Here is an 18,202-nt window from a genome sequence, read left to right on the forward strand (position 1 = left end):
TAGCTGGTCTTATTTTTTGTATTAAAAGGTTTTTGCATGAGCGATATCTCTGCACGTTTAGCAACTGAGCTAAATGCACAACAGCAACAAGTGGTTGCTGCAACAAAGTTACTTGATGAAGGTGCAACCGTCCCCTTTATTGCCCGTTACAGAAAAGAAGTGACCGGTGGATTAGATGACACCCAACTACGCCTTCTAGAACAACGTTTGTCTTATTTACGTGAACTTGAAGAGCGTCGTGGCTTTATTCTATCGACGATAGAATCTCAAAATAAGCTTACCGGGGAATTAGCAGCTGATATAAAAGCAGCGCAAAGTAAAACCGAGCTTGAAGATTTATACTTGCCTTATAAGGCAAAGCGTCGCACTAAAGGTCAAATCGCTATTGAGGCCGGTTTAGAACCTCTTGCTAAGGCGTTATTTAACGACCCAATGCTCGACCCAGAAGCTGAAGCCGCTTACTATATTAATGCCGATAAAGCCATTATTGATACAAAAGCAGCCCTTGATGGTGCCAAATTTATTCTAATGGAGCGTTTTGCTGAAGACGCTAAATTACTCGCTAAGTTTAGAAGCCATATTAGTCAAAATGGGGCGATTGAGAGTAAGTTAATTGATGGGCAAGAACAAGCAGGTGCTAAATACAGAGACTACTTTGAACATCAAGAGCCGTTAAAAAAAGTGCCCTCGCACCGTGCATTAGCCATGCTAAGAGCACGTAATGAAGGCATTTTACAGTTAACGATTAACCCTGAGCCAAGTGCTGAAAATCCAGCCCAGTTATGTGCCCAAATGATCAGTGATCATTATCGCCTAGATATTAAAAACAAACCTGCTAGTGCATGGTTATTAACTGTGGTGCAGTGGGCATGGAAAATTAAGCTTGGGCTACACTTAGAAAATGAGTTTTTAGCCGCAATGCGTGAAAAAGCCGAAACCGGTGCTATAGACGTATTTGCTAAAAATTTAAAAGATTTATTAATGGCAGCGCCTGCAGGCCCTCGCACGACACTTGGTTTAGATCCCGGCTTGCGTACCGGCTGTAAAATTGCGGTAGTCGATAGCACAGGAAAACTGCTCGCTACACAAACAATCTTCCCACATGCACCACAAAATCATTGGGATAAATCACTGCGCACGCTCGAGCAATTATGTCGCCAACATAAAGTTGAGCTTATTGCGATTGGTAACGGCACTGCTTCTCGCGAATCAGATAAACTAGTTGGTGAGCTTATCAAGGCAAATACGGAGCTTAAACTAAATAAAATCATGGTCAGTGAAGCCGGCGCTTCGGTGTATTCTGCGTCTGAATTTGCCGCTAATGAGTTCCCAGATTTAGATGTATCTTTACGCGGTGCAGTATCTATTGCACGTCGCCTACAAGATCCATTAGCTGAACTAGTTAAAATAGAGCCTAAGTCTATCGGTGTAGGCCAATATCAACACGATGTATCACAAAGCCAACTTGGGCAAAGCCTAATTTCTGTAGTAGAAGACTGTGTAAACAGTGTGGGGGTTGATTTAAATATGGCCTCAGTGCCTTTGCTTGCACGTGTTTCTGGCTTAAACAAAACGTTGGCTCAAAACATTGTAAACTACCGTGACACGAATGGGTCATTTACAAAACGTAGTCAGTTGAAAAAAGTAGAACGCTTAGGGCCAAAAGCATTCGAACAAGCGGCTGGGTTTTTACGCATTAATAATGGCAGCGATCCGCTAGATAACTCATCAGTTCACCCCGAAGCATACCCTATCGTTAAGCGTATTTGTGAACATAACCAGGTAGACGTAAATAACTTAATTGGTAACAGTGAATTTTTAAGTAAACTCGCTGCAAACGACTATATTGACGATAAATTTGGCTTACCAACCGTGACTGACATTATTAGCGAGCTTGATAAACCAGGTCGCGATCCACGTCCTGAATTCAAAACCGCGGAGTTTAAAGCCGGTGTTGAAAAAATTAGTGACCTCAAGCCTGGTATGATTTTAGAAGGTGTGGTTTCTAACGTTGCTAATTTTGGTGCATTTGTTGATGTAGGTGTTCATCAAGATGGACTCGTGCATATTTCAGCTATTACTAACAAGTTTATTTCTGACCCACGCGAAGTGGTTAAAGCAGGTGACATTGTTAAAGTAAAAGTGGTTGAAGTCGATGCTGCTCGTAAACGCATTAGTTTTACTATGCGCCTGGATGACGACATAGACACCAGCAATAAAGCGACACCGCAAAAGCCTCGCAGCAATAATACCAACCAAGCACGAGCGCCTAAGCCTAAACGCGATACAGGCAATGCGATGATGGGGAATGCCTTTGCTGACGCCTTTGCTAACGCAAAAGTGAAAAAGTAATTTAAACGATATATTTAAAAATAAAAAAAACCGCCTAGGCGGTTTTTTTTATGCATTTTAAATAAGCTAAATTTGCGCTGAAAATTCGCTCTGGATCGCGGGGGATGTCGCCAGTTGATAAAAGCTAGCAATGCGTCCTGCACGCGCTTCAACTTCAATATCACGCGATTGCTCTTCGCTTTTAGCGGTTTTTACTTCTGAACTTTCACTATTAGAAAACGACGCACTGACTCTGCTTTTATCTTCGCTGCTGTCTTCGTCATCAGCTGAAGCTAACTCAGCTTGTGCGGCAGCCATTTTCTGTGTGGCGTCTGCCGCAATCGCTCTGTCGGCACCTGAGGGTTCTGCTGGTGCTAGTGCAGCAGCACGTACCGTTTGCATTTTATCGATGGTTGCTTGCGGATCGCCATTGATAACCCCAACATCAATCGGTACTTCACCACCTACGGCATAATTAGTGCCATCGGGGCCTCTTTGGTATTCGTAACTGGGTGAACCGGCATATTGTCCACCAACAGCGGCATGCGCTTGCTCGTGGGTTCGCACTTCGGTATTACGAGCTTTGAGCTCTTTAATTTGTTGCTGTTCTTGCTCAAGTTTAAGCTCTTCTTGCTCACTAACTTCTTCGGCAGCTTGCTGTTTTTCTTGCTCGGCATCATCTTGATCACTATCAGCATTGCCTTCGCGTTGTTCAATAGTTTTGTTGTCTGCAATTTTGCCGCTTGCAGTATAAGTTGAACTATCGCTGTTACCAGGTAGTTTGGCTTTTTCTGCATCACTTTGAGCTTTGTTTTCAGTACTACCGGCGGTGTTTGCAGCGGCTGGGGGAATGACTTCACGTAACTGATTGTCACGCCGAGCAGTCTCCGTATAAACATTTGCAGTGTTTATATTGATAGACGGAAACGGCGTGACGATATTCATGAGGAATTACACTTTAATATCAACTAAAGTGCCTAGTACATCATCTGCAGTTTGAATTGATTGCGTGTTAGCCTTGGCATTAAACTCTTCAACTTTTAAGTTTACTAATGCATCATCAATTCGTGCAGGTTGAGATACCGGCGCGGTTACGGCTTCTTCAGGGCGAGCAGCCGTTAATTGACGTTGCTGCGCTAATTGAGAATCATCTTGCTGCTCTATGCTGGCACGGTTAATCTCAGCGCTGGCCTTTTCAATACCTTGGCTGGCTCTATTAAACCCTTCAACACCGCTATTAAATACAGATCCAATCGGCATAATAATAAACCTCAACCAAATAAATATTGTTTAATTATCGCTCAAAAATCACGCAAAATAAAGCTTTAAACCGCTGTATTCATGGCTTTGCTTCAAAGCATTGATTTAACGGCAGATAAAAATTCGTTTTTATGAGAAATAAATGGCGCATGGGATGCTTTGTCTATCACTTCGTACTCAAAGCCAGAATTAAGTGCGACCATTTTTTCAATTGCTCGATAAGGAACGAGAGAGTCTAAACGCCCAAAAATTCCACTAATCGCGACGGGACAGTGAGAAAATAATTCACGTAAGTCTTCACTTTGCAATATATCCAACCCCGCACTTAATGCTTGATTACTCGGCGGCGGTGACTGACTCAATAGTTGTTTTAGCTGTTTTACATCATCTCGCGCCGACTCACTGCCCATCGCTTGAATCGCCAAAAAGCGCTCTATCGTTTTTGAACGCTCTTGCAATAGCTGTTCTTTAAACTGTGTGAGCACTTTAGGTTTAATACCTTCCCAGGGCAATTGCTCTACAAAAAAAGGAGTGGAGGCAACTAAAATAACTTTTGACACTTTTTCTGGCCAATGTTTGGCAATATAAATGGCAAACAAACCGCCTAAAGACCATCCCATCAAAACAGATTGTGGTTTCAATTGCTGACTCACCAGCTGAGCTGCATCATGTAAAGTATACGGATCCAAAGAGACATCATGATCACCGTAACCAGGTAAGTCTAAACAATGTACCTTACCAGAATATAAAAATTCTAATTCTGGTTTTATTAACTGCCACACGCCTTGGTTCATTCCCCAACCATGCAACAACACACATTCATTTTGCATATTTGCCTAACCTCAACCAAACTTAAATCTATGATAGCGTTTTAGGGGAAGTTTGTAATGAGGAGAATCAGCGAATGAAACTTAGCCTAACTGATTGGCTGTTTCCCTCGTATTGCGTGTTGTGCCAGAATCAGATACACAGCTCACTGGGACTATGTCAGTTTTGTTTAGATGACCTGCCTTTGCTAGATTTGGCTGAGTATGACAATTTATTTTACCGCCCAGATATTGTAGAAATGTTTCCTAACTGCAGCTTTGAGAAACTATTTGCCTGCGCTTTTTATCAACCCCCTTTTGATTTATGGCTAAAACAACTCAAATTTAATAATCAAATTCATTACAAAAAAGCACTACAGCAAGTCATCAAAAAACAACTTACTATTTTTACTAATAAACAGCATTTAGCTACTGCTGTATTTATTATTTTACCTTTGCACAAGTCGCGTTTTTTTAGTCGAGGATTTAATCAGGTTACCCAAGTATGGCTGCCTTGTTTGTCATCCTTTAATGTCTTGAATAATGTTTTAATACGCAATAAAAACACCTCGGCACAGTCACAACTGAGCAAAACAAAGCGGATAAAAAATTTACAGCAGGCTTTTTCATGTACTGCCAATTTAGAGGGTAAAACGGTGGTCATTATTGATGATATTATGACCACAGGTGCAACACTCAATGCAGCTACCTTGTCGCTAAAAGAAGCGGGCGCTAAACAAGTCTGGGCATTTACGACCTGTTTAACGCCACTTTAGATTTAGTTACCACTGACACGAAAGGTATGACCGAAAAATAAAGCGTTACTTAATAATCGGCTGGTGCCATACCAGTAACCTCTAAATACAGGGTTGTCTGTCATCGCAATCACACTACCTCGACCATAAGAGTGAGCCATTAGCGCAGCACCACCGGCCACTTGCTCTACATTAACCGCATCAGTAAAACCAGCAAGTAACGGCTGTTGTGTATAGGTGAGTATATTTACAAACGGCGCTTGCGAGGCTTCAAGTAACCAGGTACTGTTTTTAAATACTGGCAGAGTGTCACGCTTAAATGAAAACGTCAGTGGGTGCGTAGTATCTACATCAGTATTAAATATAGCGCCTGCAATACGCTGGCGACCCGCTAGATGGTCTTTGTCTGCATATTTTAAACCTTGAGTATCAAATGCGCTGGCAACATCTTTACGTGATAAGTAGTTTGCTTTTAATAACTGCTGATCAGCTAAGAACTTTGCCCCACCTTTATGACCCCAAATAACGCCGCCTTTTCTCACCCAGCTTTTAATTGCCACTTTGTCGGTATCAGATAACGTCGAATAATCGCCATGCGCCAAAACAATATGGCTGTAATTACTGAGCTCTAAAGACGCTAAACGATTCATTTCAACAATGGTTGGCGCTACGCCTACAAAGCGATCTAGGTAATACCACACTTCACCTGCTTCATATTGGCTAACCCCTTTACCGCCAACTAATAACACCTTAGGCGCAGAAACAACCGCCATAGAGCGCGAGCCTAAGTCGGCACCTTTACTGGTTAAGCCTGTGGTAATTGGCTTAATTTCAATATCAAATTGGCTTTGTGCTTGGTTTAGCTTTGCCACCCAATCAGTCTCTGTTTGCAGTCCTGCAGGGATAATAATACTGCCAGCATCAAAATTTATCTCATTACTCGTTGATGTTGCGGTTAATGGTTTTAATGCAACACGTGCTTTAATACCTTGCTGTAACAGACTATTGAGCATTTTTGGGGCAAGCATGTCGTCCCAAGCAAATCCATAGGCATAGTTTTTAGTTAGCGGCGTTAAAACAGGCTGTTTTGCTTTTTGCCAAGCCGTAGTATCAACCTCTAATCCCCAGCGGCTGTTTACTTTAGCAAATGGTAAATTAAACGCATGCGCTAATGTCCAACCTGATACATCGTAAAAAGTGTTATCGGCAAAGTTTTGCTGTTCACTAAAAATAGCTTTAACTAATCGGTATTGTGGTTGCGCAAGCGGCACAAAATAGCTATTAGCGGTAAAGTTTTTACCTTCAGCTTTTAGTCCCTCTTTAACTGGATAAGCATTAATTTGGTGCTGTTTAAGTATGCTTAAAAAATCGTTAATACGTGTTTTGTCTTCCCCACCTTGAACAATATAACCTTGATAGTCTTCATCTTTGGCAAGCTCAACCGCTTTGTTATAAAAGTTAGCCTGATACTCAAGTAAAGCTTGGCGGTTATCAATCGCCGCTTTAAACGTTGATAAGCTCGTTAAAAGTTGGTTTTTAATCGTAAACGCAAAAGTTAGCGGGCCATTGATCGTTTCTTGAATATGGCCACGAGAACTTGCTTGTTCAAATAAAATACCGACACCACCATTTACATCAGGGTAAGTTGAACCTTTGCCATAATAAAAGTCATCAAAGCTTTCTTCTGTAAAATACAGTGCATTGTTTTCATCTAAAGTTTTTGCATGATAATTTGCAATTGCTTTTGTTAAGCTCACATTTTCTTCAGGGGTAATGGGGTGTTTACGACTTGGGATCCCTGGTTGAAAAAAGTAGCTACTGTTTGGTCCCATTTCATGAAAGTCAGTTAAAATATTAGGTTTCCAATAATGAAACTTGGCTATACGCGCTCGCGACTCAGGGTGCTGCAGTAAAAGCCAATCACGATTTAAATCAAACCAGTAATGATTGGTACGGCTACTTGGCCAGCTCTCTACATGCTCACGCGTTTGCGGATCTGACGATAAGTTCATTCCACGATTACTATTAGCCCAATTAGCAAAACGTGCTAAGCCGTCTGGGTTAAGCGACGGGTCGAGTAAAATCACCGTGTTGTTAAGTAGCTCATTTATTTCATCACCTTGCGCGGCTGCTAAATAATAAGCCACTAGCAAGGCAGCATTACTCCCTGACGATTCGTTACCATGAACACTGTAACCCATCCACACAACACTTGGCTGCTCCGCTGTTTTATTGTTTGAATTATTTAGGCGAGCTAAGTGTGCTTGGCGAGTTTGCTCTATATTTTTTAGTTTGTTCGCTGCGGTAATAGTGAGCATAACTAGTGGGCGCTGCTCGTGGGTACGACCTATTACTTCAAAATTAATTCGATCACTTTTTTGAGCTAAAATTTCCATGTAGCGAACAAGTTGGTCATGCCTTACATGCCATTCACCCACTTGATAACCAAGTACTTTTTCAGGTGTTGGAATGCTGGGATCAAATTCAACCTGTTGCTCAAAAAAATACGACAAGGGCTTTGCCACACTTGAAAAACTGGCTAGTATCACCATTACTGTTAATATAAACTGCATATAAATCACTCTAAAAATGCTTGTTAATTGCACGCTACCATTGCTTAAAATAGATGCCAACTTTTTTCGCTCAACACTAGCCGCAACACGATGAGCGGAGTATGATATGCAGTATCCGAGTAATTTAGTCAAGTATAGACGGTTTTATGATTTCAATTTCCGAAACAGCGCAAGCGCATTTTGCTAAGCTATTAGCAGATCAATCTCAACAAACGAATATTCGTGTGTTTGTTGTTAATCCTGGTACATCACAAGCTGAATGTGGTGTTTCTTATTGCCCAGAAGACGCGGTAGAAGAGAGCGATATTCGCCTAAACTTTAACGGTTTTGACGCTGTTGTTGATGCCGAAAGCGCGCCTTTTTTAGCCGAAGCTGAAATTGATTTTGTTACTGACAAAATGGGCACTCAGCTAACTCTAAAAGCGCCTAACGCTAAAGCACGTAAGCTAGGTGAAGACGCAAGCCTAAATGAACGCGTTCAACACATGCTAGAAACAGAAGTTAACCCACAACTTGCAAATCATGGCGGGCAAGTAAGCTTAGTAGAGATCACCGCTGCTGGTGTTGCTGTGCTTCAATTTGGTGGTGGTTGTAATGGTTGTTCTATGATTGATGTCACACTAAAAGAAGGCATTGAAAAAGAAATGATTGCTAAGTTTGATGAGATCACCGGTGTGGCTGACATAACCGATCACGAAGCTGGCGAGCACTCTTATTACTAAGTATTAACCCACTATGCTAAAGCCACTTATTTACCGCTTAGGGAGTGACCCTAAGTTGAGTTTAAAGCGCTTTTTTCGCGGCCTAGCACTGTTTGTGCTGGCCGTGATATTTATCACTTTGGGTTATTACAGCCATTATAGTTTACAAGTCATTGGCTTAGTAATTTTAGCACCGGCATTATTTTTAGCATTCTGGGGCTACGCGGGTATTTTTGCCAATCGTTTTTCGCAAGTATTGAAAAACATCCCCGCGAAAAATAACGACCCCGATCTGTGGAAATAACGGTTTAATCAAGTAATTGATTATTGGCTTTTAGCTGCTGATATTTAATGATAAGTGTTACACCACGCATTAGCATAAAACAGCTCATTGCTAACCATAAGCCATTATTTTGCCACGACTGAAACAACCAAAATACCCCAAAAAACCCTATCGTTGCCGATAACAGCATGCTATTTCGCATTGCTTTTGCACGAGTTAAACCAACGAATATGCCATCAAACAAAAAACAACTCATTGCTAAAATTGGCAGCACAATTACCCACGGTAAGTAATATGTAGCCTTTTCAATAACCTCAGGTACATTAGTCAACAGCTTTATAATAGAGCTGCCAAATAATATAAAAAATACACTATACAAAATGCCAAACAACATGCCCCAAAATACGCTTATTTTTACCCATAGCCTTATCTTTTCAACACTTTGTTGACCTTTCGCTTGGCCTACTTTTGCCTCGCTAGCATAAGCAATCCCATCAAGCGCAAAGCTGACCAACATTAAAAAGTTGAGTAGTACCGCATTGGCGGCCAATGTAGTTTCACCTATACGTGCAGCATAAAAGGTCATAAAGCTAAAACATAACTGCAACACTAAAGAGCGAATAAAAATATCGCGATTTAAACTTAATAACCCTGCCATTTTTTCTATGCTAAACCAATTTGCAACCGCTAAACTTATGCTCTGTTTTTTAGCCAGTTGAACCACTAACAGCAAAGCAAAAATTAAAGCCGTGTAATCCGCTATTAATGATGCCCAAGCCGCCCCTGCAACCGCCCAATCAAGATAAACTACAAAATAAATGTCGAGTACAATATTGGTAATATTAGTGACTAACAATAAATAAAGTGGCCCTCGCCCATAATGAACGCCGAGCATCCAGCCTAATAAAACTAAGTTACATAGTGCTGCTGGGGCGCTAAAAATACGAATACTAAAATACCGATAGGCCTCATTGAGCACATCACTATTGGCAGCAGATAAATACGCAATGGCGTGTTTTATAAGGGGGGATAATAAAATCAGAATTAGAGCTACGCTGCTGGCCAATAACAAACTGCGTTTGAGTAAAGCTGCCAGTTGGGTCAAATTATTTTTACCATAAGCCTGTGCCACCAGCCCAGTGGTGCTCATTCTTAAAAAGCCAGCAAGCCAAAATAAAATGGAGATCACGGTAGAACCTAAGGCAATTCCCGCTAAATAATGCGCACTCCCCAGGTGACCAATTACTGCCGTATCAACAATTCCTAACAACGGCACAGTAATATTTGATAATATCATTGGACCGGCTAACAACAACAAGCTTTTATGGTGTGCTTTATTATGTATAAGAAATTGTTTCATTTAGTATTATTGTTCCTGATTTGTGGTTCTTTACGTGCGCAAGCAGTTGTTATTCTACAGTATCATCACGTCAGTGAAACCCTTCCCGCGGTGACCAGTGTAAGCGCCAACACTTTTACTAAACACTTAAATTATTTAAAAGAGCATAACTTTAACGTTATTCCACTAAATGAGCTGATTAGCGCATTAAAACAAGGTAAGGCTTTAGACGATAAAACGCTCGCGATTACTTTTGATGATGGATACAACAATAACTACGAACAAGCTGCGCCTATTCTTGAGAAATTTGGCTATCCGTACACTATTTTTGTAAACCCTAAACTCATTGATGAAAAAGCGAGCTACGTTATGGGGTGGGATAAGCTCAGAGAACTGGCAAAAAAAGGCGCCCTTATTGCCAATCATAGTGCCGAGCATAACTATCTGCATAAAAAGCGCGAAAATGAAACGCAAAGCCAATGGCGTGAACGCACTAAAAACGACATTCTTAGTTCACAGCAGCGTATAAAAGAAGAAATAGGCCACGATTATAAATACCTTGCCTATCCCTACGGAGAGTTTAACAATCAGCTACAAGCTCTCGTTACTGAACTAGGCTTTATTGGCATTGGTCAGCACTCTGGTGCAGTTAATCAACATTCCAATTTTAGCCGTTTACCACGTTTTCCCGCATCTGGTTTTTATAGCAAATTAGATACGTTAATTACCAAACTCAATTCAACTGCTTTTACTATTAATAAACTAACCTATAAAGATAGTGTAACCACACAAAATCCACCGTCGTTAACTATAAATCTAAAGACTGATGACTTCCATAAAAGCCAATTTGCCTGTTATGTATCAAGCGTTGGGCAAGCTAATTTAAATTGGTTAAACGATAATACGGTTGAGGTGACCTCGCCAAAGCAGCTTAATATAGGCCGCTCTCGCTTTAACTGCACCGCCCCATCAATAAAAAAAGCAGGCAGTTATTATTGGTTTTCACAGCCTTGGGTGATCAATTAAATTCTATTGTTTAATCACTTGATTTAATAACCGCTGGGTCATTTTATCCAGCGGTACGACCTCATTTGCAGCCCCGATATCAATAGCAACCTTGGGCATTCCCCATACTACAGACGAAAACTCATCTTGTGCCAATGTATAAGCCCCTTGTTGTTTTAATGCCAGTAAACCTTTCGCGCCATCACTTCCCATACCGGTTAATAGTGTGGCAACAATATACTTAGCACCAATTTCAAGTAATGAGTTAAACAGTACATCTACTGCGGGCTTATGCCTATTTACAGGTTCACCATCATCAAGCTGACAATATAATGCACTACCTTGTTTGCTAATGCGTAAATGTAGCCCGCCGGGAGCTATGTAAGCGCATCCTGCTACCAGCTTATCGCCTTGTTGTGCCTCTTTTACGTTAATGGTACAGGTGCGCTGTCGCTGAAATCAAACCGACATAAAATACAACCATACGATGACATAGAAGTTAAGGATTATGTGTGTTTAAGGCTGCCGTTGGCAAATCGCTATCGTCAGTACGTACATAAAGAATAGGTAGAATTTCAGTATTTACGATTATAGGGCTGAATTCCAGCCTATCCTAATACTTGGTTTTCGCTCAAACCGAACTTCGCAAAAGTGCCATAAGCTGCCTTTCCGGTTTAACTCATATCTGCCCAAAAATCATTTAGAGCTAATGCTTATTACACCTTCAAAAGACCTTACTTACCCCAATTTTTATAATGAATCAGTATATGCTCAGTTGATTAATTACTGGATTGTCCTAAGTCTAGGGATATGGTGTCTATTTACTTTTATCAGATAAACCTTTGGCGATCTAGCAACCCAGATGCTTAGGATACCCGAAGTGCATATTTCAAAAGTTAGAATTGAAAAATTCCGCAATTTTCGTGAATTGGAAATCATGAACTTTCTATTCGGATGAGGGAGAGGGGCTTAACTTGCCCTCTTGTTATTTTGTTGTGCCACTGCGATTTCTGACTAATTTATACCCCTTCTAAAGCCTCTCTGAGCTTGTCGAGCACAAAGTTGACATTAGCAGACTTTAAGCGACAAACACCCAGCCTAGTCAACTCACATAATAACTCCAAACTGCCAAACTCAGCCTTAAATTTCACGCTATCAACCAAATACCGCTTATCTGAAATGATAGTGCTGAAATCATCTCTAATGTCTTTTATGCCATTCACTGTAATTTTCGCAGAAGCCCCCTGTGAAACACGGATGCCATATGAGGACAATTGAGTAACTTTCAAAGAATCAGACGCGCGCTCCAAGTAACCAACCCAACGCTCGGGGGCCACAAGAGCATGAAAAAACACTATAAATTCAATACCTTTTCAAGATAAGCTATACTGCGCATCGCTTTCTTCTGCATTGCTGGCATCCCTTTACTAAAACTGGTTTCTGCCTTTAATTGATTAAAGGCGATATGCCTCAGCCCTGCAAATACAGACGCTGCACCTTCGCGCCTAATTCGGCACTCATCTTCTTTAAACCCTACGTCTAAACGCCAATGTAATCCGTTCTCTATCTGCCAATGTTGCCGCGCTGACCTTGCCAATTCTTCCGCCGTTAAATGTGCTGAACTGATATAATATCTATAAGATAACTCATTGCTTATTTTACCTTTTTCCTTTCTGTAGGAAACAATAACACCCACTGTTTTTGCCCCTTCCCAGTGTATCGTTTCTGATAAATTACTTACGTCATGGCGCACTGCACAACACCTAAACTCCTCTCTGTTTTTTTGATAATCTGCTTCATTAAACAAAACCCCTTTAGACGTTTTCGTATTATCTCCGGTATTAAAGCCCCCTCTATTTGCGACAAGAGTCCTTTATGATTTGCCTTCACTGCAAGAAGGTAATCAGCTTCTTTGCTCACTATTTTTTCTGCAATTGATTTTTGACACCCCATGGCGTCAATTGTGACTAAGCACCCTTTTATCTCAAGTAACTCTAGAAGTGTTGGTAACGTTGTTATTTCATTCGACTTTTTATCTTGATGTAAAACTTCAACATGAACAATTGAAAGTTCGTTTGGTAGTTTAAGCATTTTTTAAGCTTTTCCTTATCAACTCAATCCATAACAAAAGCTTAGAGCGAGATAATGAAAACGCCACAAAAACGACTAAAAAACAACCAGTCAATTAAAAACCGTTAATAAAAAACGCGAAAAGGGGCATAAAGCCCCTTTAAAATCGTAAAACCTTTAAAAGCTAGTTTTTGTAGTGTTCGGCTATTTCAATAAATTCTGCGGTTAATTTTGTAGTATTAACCAAAGGCACATCACCTTGTTTAAATTCAGGCTTAAAAATAGCTCTTAGTGCGCCACTGCCATCAACAAGGGCAACAGATGCACTATGATCCACCGCATAGTCTGATTCATTACTATCACTAATTGCGTAAATTAATCCAAGCTCGCGGACAAATGGAAATAAGTCTTTATGCTCACCTGACACAGCTAAAAAATCTGGATTAAAGTAATCTATGTACTCTTTACGTTTTTGGGCAATATCACGTTTAGGATCAACAGATATAAACCATACTTGTAGTGGGTACTCAGCCTGCAAATTTTTATAGACATTGTTGAGCTTAGCTAGCGTCATTGGGCAAATATCAGGGCAACTTGTGTAACCTAAAAAGACTAAATTCCATTGACCTAAAAACTGCTGTTTGGTTACTGAATTCCCTTGTTGATCATTCAACGAGAAATCAGATAACGGCTTTGCGGTTTCATAAACTAACGCATCAAGATCTTGTAAATTATTTTTATCACTACAGGCTGATAAAAAGAGTACTGAAAAAACAACTAAACCACACCATAACTGCTTCATATAACTAGCCATTTATCTATAAATAAGATGATAAATAGTATCATCAAATGAATAATCGAAAAACGAAATAAATCCATCGCAGTGTCTTCTTTGGCGGCAAACTTTAAGTTAATTGCTTTGTATATAAATACAATATTGAGAAGACATGCCCCGCTTAGATAAATAAGCCCTGACATGCCAATCAAATAAGGAAACACACATACAATGGCGAGTAATACCGAATATGCAAGCACGCATGTTTTACAAAAATCGATACCATGGGTGACCGGTAACATGGGGATTTTAGCCCGCTCATAATCACTTTTACGCGCGATGGCGAGCGCCCAAAAATGAGGTGGGGTCCAGGTAAATATAATCATCACCAGCAACCAAGGGGCTGCCGCCATTTGATTTGTTTCAGACACCCAACCGAGTAATGGAGGCATTGCACCGGCTAATCCCCCTATAACTATATTTTGTGGCGTGGCGCGTTTTAAAAACGACGTATAAATAAGTGCGTAACCAACAAGTGCAAATAAGGTAAGTATGGCAGTGAGTGTATTTGCCCACAACATCAACATAATAAACCCTGCCACGCCAATAACAGCAGCAAAACTCAATGCGTGTAATTTACTTAAGCGTCCTTTGGCGACTGGGCGGTGGCGTGTACGTGCCATTTTACTATCAATTTCACTATCAACCACATGATTGATAACGGCAGCTGCCGCAGAGAGTAAACCAATCCCTAATAAACTTATGAACTGAACCCCAACACCTCTGCCAACATCAGGGGCTAGCGCTAAGCCAACCCATGCTGTTAACACTAGCATAGCCACTACTTTAAATTTACTTATTGCCAAATAATCTTGGATTAAGTGGTAACTTTTAGTCAATAACGATGCGCTGTAAACGGGCTGCATTGCTTTTTTATTAATTGTAAGTGCCATAATCATTCCCCTCTAAGTACGTGCTTTTAGGTAATAACATAACCTAACCATAGTTAATAACAGTATGGCAGCCATTAAGTTATGCGCCAGTGCCACGCCTAACGGAAAATGAAAATGCACCACGGCTAACCCTAAAGCTATCTGGCAGAATAACGCCACTAACACACTCACCGTACAGCTTTTAATTTTTTGCGAATAGGCATGACTGTATATACGCCACACCACCAAGGCTAAAACAATGCAAGTAACTAAGGCCCATATTCGATGCAGTAAATGAATAGACATACGCGCCTGTTGCGACAACACACCAAATTCATAATTACTGTGCTCAAGGGGGAGCTGAAAGACACTACTGAATGAAAAAGGCTGAGCGTAACTACACAGCGGTAAGCCATTACAATGTGGAGCCGCATAATTAGCCGCTAACCAACCACCAAGGGCGATTTGTAAAATCAGTACCGTTAATGCCACGAGGCTTAATTTAAAGTGAGGTTTTGCGCCCGCATCACCACCTGTAATAGGTTGGCTGGTCAGACGCAAATACAATAGCGTTAATAACGCTAAAATACTAAATCCTCCGAGCAAATGCCCCATAACTATAAGCGGCTGTAGGTTCATAGTAACCGTCCACATACCTAATGCGGCCTGAAAAATAACAAGCAGCAGCAATATCATAGGCAACCTTACAGGCGTGGTTGGGTACTGACGCTTTAGAAAAGCTAAAATAAACAACACTAAAATTAATACCCCAAGCGTGCCTGCAAAGTAGCGATGGATCATTTCTTTCCATGCTTTTGCTTTTTCAAATATCATATCGGGATAACTTTGAATCGCTTGTGCAATCTCTGCTTCGTGTTTAGGCACGGTTAAAAAGCCATAACAACCAGGCCAATCGGGACAACCAAGCCCAGCGTCACTTAAACGCGTGTATGCGCCCAGAGCCACCACAATTAATGCGAATAAACTCGTTGCTAATACCAAATTTTTATAGTTTTTATACATAGCATCCTCTACTTAGCTCGAACGAGAGTAATTGAGTAATTTTTTTAGATCTTTTAATAACCCTTTTTGGATCAAACGGTTTTCTTGTGGTTGAGAACTAAATGGATACTCCAGTACAATTAGCCCCATATGATCGATTAAATACAAACTGGCAGGCTTTAACTGCTGTTGCTCATCAATAACATGCCAACGCGTTGTAACTAGCTCAGGCTGTCCCATAATAGCCATATCAACTTTGTGTTGGTTTTTGCCAAGGGCAATATATAAATTGTCTAAAGCGGCTAATTGCTCTGTGCAAGACGCTTTGCATTGTGCTGAATAATTTAAAGCGATGGTCCATTGCTTAGGGTTATGCTGCGCCCAATTGTCTAGCTTAATTTCACGCTCTAAAAATTCACCATGGTTAGTAATTGCTGTAGGTAGCCAATCAAGTTTTAACGCGCTGTAAGCCAGCACTAAGGGAATAGCGCAGCACACAGCAAAGAGTAACAGGGGTTTATTTTTCATTATCTATCCTCTTCCTGCTTGCAAAAATAGCGACCACCACACAGGCAACCGCAATTAAAAACCACTGTACTGAGTAGGCATAATGTTTTTCTGGACTCATAACAACCGCTTCATAATGAGGGGCAGCAATTTCATCAGCTTGACCTTGGCGGTAAGCCATAAAATTCACTAAAGGGCGATTAGATTGGCTACTCAATGCTTGTAAATCAATGATTTGAATTCGTTTGGCTAAATCCGACTGAGTATTGTTATTGGCTAAGGTAAAGCCACTTAAATTATCTTCTTTAATTTGTGCCGTTAACGTAAATTTACCACTGGGTATTGTTACGTTTGGTAGGATTTCTCTTGAACGTTCTGCTTTTACCCAGCCTAAGTTCACTAACAAAAAGCGTGATTCATCAGACAGTTTTAATAATGCCAGTAAGTCGTAACCAACCTGACCATTATAGATTTGGTTATCAAGCAACCAATAATTATTAGTGTCAAAATAACCATTTAACGAAACCAATACACCGGTTTTGTTCCACTCTTTTGGCAGCTGTTGTAACTCTGCCCAGCTCATTACGCCATGTTGTTGTATATTTTCAATGGCACTAAGCTGCTGTTGCTTTTGTTCTGCTCGCTGTAATTGCCAAAACCCTAGTCGCACACAAACCAATACCACAATAACAACCAAGCAAATTGTTATTATTGAGCTAAGCTTTTGTTTGTTAAATACAACTAACTGCATAAGGGTAAAATCCAGTGATTATTAAAATTATTATTGTTCTACTGTTATTATTTATATTATTTAATTTATTTCGTGCTTTATTAATTATGGTGTCGGGGAAAACCAATGGACGCCCTATGTCTCACTTTTTAGGGCGTCGGGTGTTATTTTCTGTTGTGGTATTAGTGATGGTGATTGCCGCACTAAAACTTGGTTTTATTACGGCAAATCAGTCCCCCTTAATCACTAAAGCACATACACAAATACAAACAAACACAGCCAAACAACATCAACAAAATGCCAGTACCAAGCTGCAGCTTGAAAGGCAAAGTGCTTATCTTTAGTGAAATGTCCTTTCATAATGCGTAAAAACACCACTAATAAAATAATTGTTCCTAAGGTGACGTGCATGCCGTGAAAGCCGGTTAACAAAAAGAAGGTATTGCCATAAATGCCCGCATCAAGGGTTAAGTTAAGATCGTTATAAGCATATATATACTCTTCTACCTGCAGCCCTAAAAAGCACACTCCGAGTAAAATGGTCGCTCCCAAGCATACTTTGAGTAGGGTACGTTTATTATTTTCCATCGCCACATGGGCAAAATGTAAAGTTACCGACGAGGCCAGCAAAATAAGGGTGTTGATAAGCGGCAACCCTTGCCAGCCCATCGCTTGGGTCGTAGTGCCTCCTGGGGTATTTAGCAATGGCCACATGGATTCAAACGTCGGCCACAATACTTCATTTGTCATGGCGTTGTTATCCGCACCTCCTAACCAAGGCACAGAGAACATGCGGGCATAAAATAATGCGCCAAAAAATGCCATGAAGAACATCACTTCTGAAAAAATAAACCAACTCATTCCTTGCCTAAAAGAACGGTCCATTTGTGCAGAATAAAGCCCTTGATCAGACTCGTGTATGACATTTTTAAACCAGCTAAACAGCATGTAAAGTAGTACAGCTATACCTACGTATAACAAGTAAACGCCATTACCACCCTCTTTGCCCATATCCATTACGGTTAAGGCTGCGCCTACCGCGATAAAAAACAACGCAACCGCCCCTATAATGGGCCATGGACTTTGCTCTGGTACATAATAATGTTCATATTTTTGATTCATTTTATTTGCTC

Annotated in this window: 18 protein-coding genes and 2 pseudogenes; 6 read left to right on the top strand and 14 right to left on the bottom strand. The window is 40.7% G+C overall.

The window, feature by feature from the left end:
• The first annotated feature begins 36 nt into the window (after positions 1–36).
• Entirely contained in the window at positions 37–2,352 is a 2,316-nt protein-coding gene (locus CWC30_RS07040; protein ID WP_138626732.1) for a Tex family protein, read from the top strand.
• A 66-nt stretch (positions 2,353–2,418) separates the two neighbouring features.
• Here CWC30_RS07040 and CWC30_RS07045 read toward each other — a convergent pair whose 3' ends face one another.
• The 3 genes from CWC30_RS07045 to bioH form a co-directional block, all read right to left on the bottom strand.
• Positions 2,419–3,276 (bottom strand): putative metalloprotease CJM1_0395 family protein, encoded by an 858-nt coding sequence (locus CWC30_RS07045; protein ID WP_138626733.1) that lies wholly within the window; start codon positions 3,274–3,276, stop codon positions 2,419–2,421.
• A gap of 6 nt (positions 3,277–3,282) precedes the next feature.
• Entirely contained in the window at positions 3,283–3,591 is a 309-nt protein-coding gene (locus CWC30_RS07050; RefSeq protein ID WP_008112879.1) for a hypothetical protein, read from the bottom strand.
• Positions 3,592–3,683: 92 nt separating this feature from the next.
• Entirely contained in the window at positions 3,684–4,421 is a 738-nt protein-coding gene (gene bioH, locus CWC30_RS07055) for a pimeloyl-ACP methyl ester esterase BioH (protein WP_036980508.1), read from the bottom strand.
• A gap of 74 nt (positions 4,422–4,495) precedes the next feature.
• On the opposite strand from bioH, the gene CWC30_RS07060 reads away from it, so the two are divergent.
• Positions 4,496–5,173, top strand: coding sequence for a ComF family protein (locus tag CWC30_RS07060; protein WP_138626734.1), 678 nt, complete (start codon positions 4,496–4,498; stop codon positions 5,171–5,173).
• A 2-nt stretch (positions 5,174–5,175) separates the two neighbouring features.
• Here the strand turns inward: CWC30_RS07060 and CWC30_RS07065 are convergent, their stop codons facing one another.
• Positions 5,176–7,725, bottom strand: coding sequence for a M14 metallopeptidase family protein (locus tag CWC30_RS07065; RefSeq protein ID WP_171034693.1), 2,550 nt, complete (start codon positions 7,723–7,725; stop codon positions 5,176–5,178).
• Between the two features lie 146 nt (positions 7,726–7,871).
• Here CWC30_RS07065 and nfuA point away from each other — a divergent pair, with 146 nt between their 5' ends.
• Together nfuA and CWC30_RS07075 are read left to right on the top strand one after the other, a co-directional pair.
• The gene (nfuA, locus tag CWC30_RS07070; protein ID WP_036980513.1) at positions 7,872–8,447 is read left to right on the top strand and encodes a Fe-S biogenesis protein NfuA; all 576 of its coding nucleotides are present in this window, start codon (positions 7,872–7,874) and stop codon (positions 8,445–8,447) included.
• A 13-nt stretch (positions 8,448–8,460) separates the two neighbouring features.
• A complete protein-coding gene (locus CWC30_RS07075; protein WP_036980514.1) occupies positions 8,461–8,730 on the top strand; it encodes a hypothetical protein in 270 nt (89 codons plus the stop codon).
• Positions 8,731–8,734: 4 nt separating this feature from the next.
• Here the strand turns inward: CWC30_RS07075 and CWC30_RS07080 are convergent, their stop codons facing one another.
• Positions 8,735–10,006: an MATE family efflux transporter gene (locus tag CWC30_RS07080; RefSeq protein WP_138626749.1), complete on the bottom strand. Its 1,272-nt coding sequence runs from the start codon at positions 10,004–10,006 to the stop codon at positions 8,735–8,737.
• A 42-nt stretch (positions 10,007–10,048) separates the two neighbouring features.
• Here CWC30_RS07080 and CWC30_RS07085 point away from each other — a divergent pair, with 42 nt between their 5' ends.
• Positions 10,049–11,074, top strand: a complete 1,026-nt coding sequence (locus tag CWC30_RS07085) for a polysaccharide deacetylase family protein (protein WP_138626735.1) — start codon at positions 10,049–10,051, stop codon at positions 11,072–11,074.
• A gap of 3 nt (positions 11,075–11,077) precedes the next feature.
• Here CWC30_RS07085 and CWC30_RS07090 read toward each other — a convergent pair.
• The 8 genes and pseudogenes from CWC30_RS07090 to CWC30_RS07130 all read right to left on the bottom strand — a co-directional run.
• Positions 11,078–11,500 (bottom strand): annotated as a pseudogene (locus tag CWC30_RS07090) (CheB methylesterase domain-containing protein); the annotation flags it as partial.
• A 572-nt stretch (positions 11,501–12,072) separates the two neighbouring features.
• Positions 12,073–12,408 carry a hypothetical protein gene (locus tag CWC30_RS07095; protein WP_212746075.1) on the bottom strand — a complete coding sequence of 112 codons (336 nt, stop codon included), beginning with the start codon at positions 12,406–12,408 and terminating at the stop codon, positions 12,073–12,075.
• A gap of 2 nt (positions 12,409–12,410) precedes the next feature.
• A pseudogene (locus CWC30_RS19230) lies at positions 12,411–13,084 on the bottom strand (ISAs1 family transposase); the annotation flags it as partial.
• A 223-nt stretch (positions 13,085–13,307) separates the two neighbouring features.
• On the bottom strand, positions 13,308–13,925 hold the full coding sequence (locus tag CWC30_RS07110; protein WP_138626736.1) for an SCO family protein: 618 nt from the start codon (positions 13,923–13,925) through the stop codon (positions 13,308–13,310).
• Positions 13,922–14,851: a heme o synthase gene (cyoE, locus tag CWC30_RS07115; protein ID WP_138626737.1), complete on the bottom strand. Its 930-nt coding sequence runs from the start codon at positions 14,849–14,851 to the stop codon at positions 13,922–13,924. The genes CWC30_RS07110 and cyoE overlap by 4 nt, the downstream gene beginning before the upstream one ends.
• A gap of 12 nt (positions 14,852–14,863) precedes the next feature.
• Positions 14,864–15,853 carry a COX15/CtaA family protein gene (locus CWC30_RS07120; RefSeq protein WP_138626738.1) on the bottom strand — a complete coding sequence of 330 codons (990 nt, stop codon included), beginning with the start codon at positions 15,851–15,853 and terminating at the stop codon, positions 14,864–14,866.
• A 12-nt stretch (positions 15,854–15,865) separates the two neighbouring features.
• Complete coding sequence (locus CWC30_RS07125) at positions 15,866–16,360, bottom strand: transmembrane cytochrome oxidase associated protein (protein ID WP_069438574.1); 495 nt, start codon at positions 16,358–16,360, stop codon at positions 15,866–15,868.
• Entirely contained in the window at positions 16,350–17,090 is a 741-nt protein-coding gene (locus CWC30_RS07130) for an SURF1 family protein (RefSeq protein ID WP_013466137.1), read from the bottom strand. The genes CWC30_RS07125 and CWC30_RS07130 overlap by 11 nt, the downstream gene beginning before the upstream one ends.
• A 14-nt stretch (positions 17,091–17,104) precedes the next feature.
• Between CWC30_RS07130 and CWC30_RS19115 the strand changes: the two genes are divergently transcribed.
• Positions 17,105–17,413 carry a DUF2909 family protein gene (locus CWC30_RS19115; protein ID WP_081485455.1) on the top strand — a complete coding sequence of 103 codons (309 nt, stop codon included), beginning with the start codon at positions 17,105–17,107 and terminating at the stop codon, positions 17,411–17,413.
• On the opposite strand, the gene CWC30_RS07140 is transcribed toward CWC30_RS19115, so the two are convergent.
• Entirely contained in the window at positions 17,316–18,191 is an 876-nt protein-coding gene (locus CWC30_RS07140; RefSeq protein WP_138626739.1) for a cytochrome c oxidase subunit 3, read from the bottom strand. The genes CWC30_RS19115 and CWC30_RS07140 overlap by 98 nt on opposite strands.
• Positions 18,192–18,202 lie beyond the last annotated feature (11 nt).

This window comes from Pseudoalteromonas sp. S4741 (genome assembly GCF_005886135.1).
GTDB lineage: Bacteria > Pseudomonadota > Gammaproteobacteria > Enterobacterales > Alteromonadaceae > Pseudoalteromonas > Pseudoalteromonas tetraodonis.

Coding starts and splice junctions, on each gene's coding strand:
- CWC30_RS07040 (WP_138626732.1), top strand. CDS start 37: ATGAGCGATATCTCTGCACGTTTAGCAACTGAGCTAAATGCACAACAG.
- CWC30_RS07045 (WP_138626733.1), bottom strand. CDS start 3,276: ATGAATATCGTCACGCCGTTTCCGTCTATCAATATAAACACTGCAAAT.
- CWC30_RS07050 (WP_008112879.1), bottom strand. CDS start 3,591: ATGCCGATTGGATCTGTATTTAATAGCGGTGTTGAAGGGTTTAATAGA.
- bioH (WP_036980508.1), bottom strand. CDS start 4,421: ATGCAAAATGAATGTGTGTTGTTGCATGGTTGGGGAATGAACCAAGGC.
- CWC30_RS07060 (WP_138626734.1), top strand. CDS start 4,496: ATGAAACTTAGCCTAACTGATTGGCTGTTTCCCTCGTATTGCGTGTTG.
- CWC30_RS07065 (WP_171034693.1), bottom strand. CDS start 7,725: ATGCAGTTTATATTAACAGTAATGGTGATACTAGCCAGTTTTTCAAGT.
- nfuA (WP_036980513.1), top strand. CDS start 7,872: ATGATTTCAATTTCCGAAACAGCGCAAGCGCATTTTGCTAAGCTATTA.
- CWC30_RS07075 (WP_036980514.1), top strand. CDS start 8,461: ATGCTAAAGCCACTTATTTACCGCTTAGGGAGTGACCCTAAGTTGAGT.
- CWC30_RS07080 (WP_138626749.1), bottom strand. CDS start 10,006: ATGATATTATCAAATATTACTGTGCCGTTGTTAGGAATTGTTGATACG.
- CWC30_RS07085 (WP_138626735.1), top strand. CDS start 10,049: ATGTATAAGAAATTGTTTCATTTAGTATTATTGTTCCTGATTTGTGGT.
- CWC30_RS07110 (WP_138626736.1), bottom strand. CDS start 13,925: ATGAAGCAGTTATGGTGTGGTTTAGTTGTTTTTTCAGTACTCTTTTTA.
- cyoE (WP_138626737.1), bottom strand. CDS start 14,851: ATGGCACTTACAATTAATAAAAAAGCAATGCAGCCCGTTTACAGCGCA.
- CWC30_RS07120 (WP_138626738.1), bottom strand. CDS start 15,853: ATGTATAAAAACTATAAAAATTTGGTATTAGCAACGAGTTTATTCGCA.
- CWC30_RS07125 (WP_069438574.1), bottom strand. CDS start 16,360: ATGAAAAATAAACCCCTGTTACTCTTTGCTGTGTGCTGCGCTATTCCC.
- CWC30_RS07130 (WP_013466137.1), bottom strand. CDS start 17,090: ATGCAGTTAGTTGTATTTAACAAACAAAAGCTTAGCTCAATAATAACA.
- CWC30_RS07140 (WP_138626739.1), bottom strand. CDS start 18,191: ATGAATCAAAAATATGAACATTATTATGTACCAGAGCAAAGTCCATGG.